The organism is Mycobacterium sp., from assembly GCF_049683355.1.
Classification (GTDB): domain Bacteria; phylum Actinomycetota; class Actinomycetes; order Mycobacteriales; family Mycobacteriaceae; genus Mycobacterium.
Window position 1 is genome coordinate 1 of the sequence record NZ_JBAUJB010000477.1, and the last position, 5,181, is coordinate 5,181.

5 protein-coding genes are annotated in these 5,181 nt (G+C 69.9%); all 5 read left to right on the forward strand.

Annotation, left to right across the window (positions count from 1 at the left end):
• The coding region (locus WA944_RS26770; RefSeq protein WP_526647509.1) for a class III extradiol ring-cleavage dioxygenase family protein at positions 1–456 on the forward strand (456 nt) is incomplete at its 5' end.
• The gene (gene miaA, locus WA944_RS26775) at positions 453–1,379 is read left to right on the forward strand and encodes a tRNA (adenosine(37)-N6)-dimethylallyltransferase MiaA (RefSeq protein WP_526374193.1); all 927 of its coding nucleotides are present in this window, start codon (positions 453–455) and stop codon (positions 1,377–1,379) included. The genes WA944_RS26770 and miaA, both read left to right, overlap by 4 nt.
• A 4-nt stretch (positions 1,380–1,383) precedes the next feature.
• Positions 1,384–2,250 (forward strand): diaminopimelate epimerase, encoded by an 867-nt coding sequence (gene dapF / locus WA944_RS26780; RefSeq protein WP_526374192.1) that lies wholly within the window; start codon positions 1,384–1,386, stop codon positions 2,248–2,250.
• 45 nt (positions 2,251–2,295) lie between these two features.
• Complete coding sequence (gene hflX, locus WA944_RS26785; protein ID WP_526374191.1) at positions 2,296–3,693, forward strand: GTPase HflX; 1,398 nt, start codon at positions 2,296–2,298, stop codon at positions 3,691–3,693.
• 224 nt (positions 3,694–3,917) lie between these two features.
• A partial coding sequence (locus tag WA944_RS26790) for a DEAD/DEAH box helicase (RefSeq protein WP_526647510.1) occupies positions 3,918–5,181 on the forward strand: 1,264 nt, incomplete at its 3' end.

The following is a 5,181-nucleotide window of genomic DNA, read 5'->3' on the forward strand; positions in this document are numbered from 1 at the left end:
GCCCTCGGTGCCGCGCCCGCCCGGTTGCCGCTGTGCGCCCTGATCGCCGGCTGGCTGCGCGGACTCGCCGACCCGGCGGCCAGTGCCCAGGTACGCGCCTACGACGGTGGTCACGATCTCGACACCGCGCTGGACTTCGGCAGGCAGCTGCGCACCGAGATCGACGGCGCCGCCGATCCGATCGGAGTGCTGGTGGTCGCCGACGGCGCGAACACGCTGAGCCCAACCGCTCCCGGCGGCTACCAGCCGGACTCGATACCGGTGCAGGCCGTTTTCGACGACGCCCTGGCCGCGGGTGACTGTGCCGCGCTGACCCGGCTGACCGAGGGCATCGTCGGCCGCGTCGCCTACCAGGTGCTGGCCGGCCTCGCCGAACCGGCGCCGGTGTCGGCCAAGGAGCTCTACCGCGGCGCGCCTTACGGGGTCGGCTACTTTGTCGGCCTCTGGCACCCGTGAGCGCCCCGCGCCCGCTGGCGATCGTGGGCCCGACCGGCACCGGCAAGTCAGACCTGGCCCTCGCCATCGCCGAGGCACTCGGTGCCGAGATCGCCGCCGAAGTGGTGAACGCCGACGCGATGCAGCTGTACCGCGGGATGGACATCGGCACCGCGAAGCTGACGGTCGCGCAACGGCGGGGCATTCCGCACCATCAACTCGACGTGCTCGATGTCGTCGAGACCGCGACTGTCGCCCGCTATCAGCAGGACGCGGCCGCCGACATCGCGGCGATCGCCGCGCGCGGAGCCCTTCCGATCCTGGTCGGAGGGTCCATGCTTTACATCCAGTCCCTGCTCGACGAGTGGACGTTTCCGGCCACCGATCCGCACGTGCGGGCGCGGTGGGAGCGGCGCCTCGCCGAGGTCGGGGTGGCTCAACTGCATCGCGAACTGGCCGGGGTCGACGCGGCAGCGGCCGAGGCGATCCTTCCCACCGACGGCCGCCGCATCGTGCGCGCGCTGGAGGTCGTGGAGCTCACCGGCGAACCGTTCGCGGCGTCGGCGCCCCAGATCGGCGCCCCCCGGTGGAATGCCGCCATCATCGGGCTGGATTGGGACACAGAGGTTCTCGATCAGCGGCTGGCACACCGGACCGACAAGATGTTCGCCGACGGCCTGGTCGACGAGGTCACCTCGCTGCTCGGCCGGGGCCTGCGCGACGGTGTCACCGCGTCCCGGGCGCTCGGCTACGCACAGGTCATCGCGGACCTCGACGCAGGCGGTGACGGCTCCGCGGCACGGGAGCCGACGTTCGTCGGCACCCGTCGCTACGTGCGCAGGCAGCGGTCGTGGTTCCGCCGCGACCACCGCATCACCTGGCTGGACGGCGCCGCCCCCGGAAACCTCGACCGGGCGCTGCGGCGGTGGCGCGACGTATCCTGAGCTGGTGAGGTTCGCCAAGGGGCACGGCACGGAGAACGACTTCGTGCTGATTCCCGACCTGCAGGCCGCGATCGAGTTGACGCCGGTCGCGGTCGCTGCGCTCTGTGACCGCAGGCGCGGGCTCGGCGCCGACGGGGTGTTACGCGTCACCGTCGCGGGTGCCGCATGCGAGGCCGGGGTGCTCGACGAGCTGCCCGAGGGCGTGGCGGCCGAGGACTGGTTCATGGACTACCGCAACGCCGACGGGTCGATCGCGCAGATGTGCGGCAATGGGGTGCGGGTCTTCGCGCACTACCTGCGGGCCGAGGGCCTGGAGTCCCGACGGGAGTTCGTCGTGGGCTCGCGGGCCGGTGCCCGCCCGGTCGAGCTGCACGCCGCCGATGCGATGCGGGCCGACGTCACCGTCGACATGGGTAAGGCCACCGCGCTCGGCAACGGTTCGGCGGTGGTCGGCGGGCGCCACTTCGACGGCCTGGCCGTCGACGTCGGCAACCCCCACCTCGCCTGCGTCGATGACTCGCTGACCGATGCCGACCTCGCCGCACTGGACGTCGCCGGCCCCGTGACCTTCGACGCCGCACGGTTCCCCGAGGGCGTCAATGTCGAGGTGCTGACCGCTCCGGCCGACGGTGCGGTGAGCATGCGGGTGCACGAACGGGGAGTGGGAGAAACGCGGTCCTGCGGAACGGGGACCGTCGCCGCGGCCTACGCCGCACTGCAGCACCAGGGCCTGGCGACCGGTGCGCTGCGGATACACGTTCCCGGGGGCGAGGTCGCGGTGACCGTCACCGAGGGCGCCAGCTACCTGCGGGGTCCCTCGGTCCTGGTCGCCGCAGGCGAACTGTCCGACGCGTGGTGGCGATCGCAGTAATTCAGATGCACGAATACACCCAGAAGGGGCAACATCTCCAAGTACATGACTGAACCCAAGATCCCGAGCACCGGTGAGCTCGCCCTCGAAGACCGGGTGGCCCTGCGCCGGGTCGCCGGACTGTCCACCGAACTCGCCGACGTCTCCGAGGTCGAGTACCGCCAGCTGCGACTGGAACGCGTGGTGCTGGTCGGGGTGTGGACCGACGGCACCGCCGCGGACGCCGACGCCAGCCTGGCGGAGCTGGCCGCGTTGGCCGAAACGGCAGGCTCGGAGGTGCTCGAAGGCCTCATCCAGCGTCGCGACAAGCCCGACCCGTCGACCTATATCGGGTCCGGCAAGGCCGCTGAACTGCGCGAGGTGGTGCTGGCCACCGGCGCCGACACCGTCATCTGCGACGGTGAGCTCAGCCCGGCGCAGCTGAACGCGCTGGAGAAGGCGGTGAAGGTCAAGGTGATCGACCGCACGGCGCTGATCCTGGACATCTTCGCCCAGCACGCGACCAGCCGCGAAGGCAAAGCGCAGGTCGCCTACGCGCAGATGGAGTACATGCTCCCGCGGCTTCGAGGCTGGGGTGAGTCGATGTCACGGCAGGGTGGCGGCGCGGGCGGCAGCGGTGGCGGCGTGGGAACCCGCGGGCCGGGTGAGACGAAGATCGAGACCGATCGCCGCCGGATCCGTGAGCGAATGGCAAAGCTGCGCAGGGAAATTCGTGATATGAAACAGGTTCGCGATACGCAGCGCAGCCGTCGGCTCGGCAGCGACAAGCCCTCGGTGGCCATCGTCGGCTACACCAACGCCGGAAAATCCAGTGTGCTCAACGCGTTGACGGGCGCCGGTGTGCTGGTCGAGAACGCGTTGTTCGCCACCCTCGAACCGACCACTCGCCGTGGGGAATTCGCCGACGGTCGGGAGATCGTGCTCACCGACACGGTGGGTTTCGTCCGGCACCTGCCCACCCAGCTCGTCGAGGCGTTCCGGTCGACCCTCGAGGAGGTCGTCGACGCGGATCTGCTCGTCCACGTCGTCGACGGCTCCGACGTGAACCCGCTGGCGCAGGTCAACGCGGTGCGGCAGGTCGTCAACGAGGTCATCGCCGGTCATGACGGACAGGTGGCACCAGAGTTGTTGGTGGTCAACAAGATCGATGCAGCCGGGGACTTGGCGCTGGCGAAGTTGCGGCGGGCACTGCCTGACGCGGTGTTCGTCTCCGCCCGCACCGGTGAGGGATCGGACCGCCTGCGGACCCGGATGGCCGAGATGGTGGCGCCCCGCGACGTAGTGATCGACGTCACAATCCCTTACAGCCGAGGGGATCTCGTCAACCGGGTGCACGCTGACGGGCGCGTCGATGCCATGGAGCACACTGATTCTGGCACCAGGATCAAGGCGCGGGTGCCGATCGCGCTTGCGGCCGTCCTCAGCGAGTTCGCGACGTTCTGACCGCCACAGATGCGTATGTGGTTGGTGGTGCGGTAGGCTCGTCTTGAACGTCGGCTACGGACAGCTCATCACCATCTCGTCGAGCACACCGCCCGCTCCTGGAAACGCCGACGACCGACTACCCCACTACGGCGAAACCGCCACTGTGTGCGCACTTCCGCTTGACGGTTCCCGTCGCGGTTGCCCGGGCACACGCTGCCCGAACAGGCCGGAAAGGCACACACATGACCCCCCAATCCTTCGCTGAACTCGGCGTGCCCGCATCGCTGGTACAGGCACTCACCGAGCGCGGAATCACCGAACCGTTCCCGATCCAGTCCGCAACCCTGCCCGATGCGCTCGCCGGGCGTGACGTGCTCGGCCGCGGAAAGACCGGCAGCGGCAAGACGCTCGCATTCTCGCTGCCGCTGGTGGCGACCCTGACCGGGCGCCGCAGTTCACCCTCACGCCCGACCGGGTTGATCCTTGCCCCCACGCGGGAACTCGCCACGCAGATCACCGCAGTGCTGCAGCCGTTGGCCTCCGCGTCCGGCCTGCGCGTCACCACGATCTTCGGCGGCGTGTCGCAGAGCAAGCAGGTCAGTGCACTGCGCTCCGGTGTCGACATCGTCGTGGCATGCCCCGGCCGCCTCGAGGATCTGATGCGGCAGAAGCTCATCCACCTCGACGATGTCCGCACCACGGTGCTCGACGAGGCCGATCACATGGCCGATCTCGGATTCCTTCCCGGTGTCACCCGCATCCTGTCGGCGACTCCGGCCGGCGGGCAGCGGCTGCTGTTCTCCGCGACCCTGGACAACGGTGTCGACAAACTGGTGAAACGTTTCCTGAGCAATCCGGTGATGCACTCGGTCGAGGAGGCCGATGAAGTGCCCGCCGTGATGACCCACCACGTGTTCCACGTCGGGGGAGCACAGCAGAAGAAGGACCTCGTGCATCGGCTGGCCTCGGGGACCGGACGCCGGATCCTCTTCATGCGCACCAAGCATCAGGCGCGCAAGCTGGCCAAGCAGCTCACCGAATCGGGAGTTCCCTCGGTGGATCTGCACGGCAACCTCTCGCAGCCGGCGCGGGACCGCAACCTGGCGGCTTTCACCACCGGCACCGCCCGCGTGCTGGTGGCCACCGACATCGCCGCCCGCGGTGTGCACGTCGACGGAGTCGAGCTCGTCGTGCACGTCGACCCGCCCATGGAACACAAGGCCTACCTGCACCGGTCCGGGCGCACCGCGCGGGCAGGCAGCGACGGAGACGTCGTCACCGTCGTCCTGCCCGAGCAGCGCAGGGACACCCAGCAGCTGCTGCGGCGCGCAGGCATCACCGTGCGGCCGCAGGAGGTCACGGCCGACTCGGCTCCGGTGCACGCACTCGTCGGTGAGATCGCACCGCTGCGTGCGGCGCCGAAAGTGGTTGTCCCGGCGGCCAGAGCTGCCGGACCGAAGCCGGACCGCGGTCCCGACCACCGCCGCGGTGCGCCCGCCCGGGGCG

Coding starts and splice junctions, on each gene's coding strand:
- hflX (WP_526374191.1), top strand. CDS start 2,296: ATGACTGAACCCAAGATCCCGAGCACCGGTGAGCTCGCCCTCGAAGAC.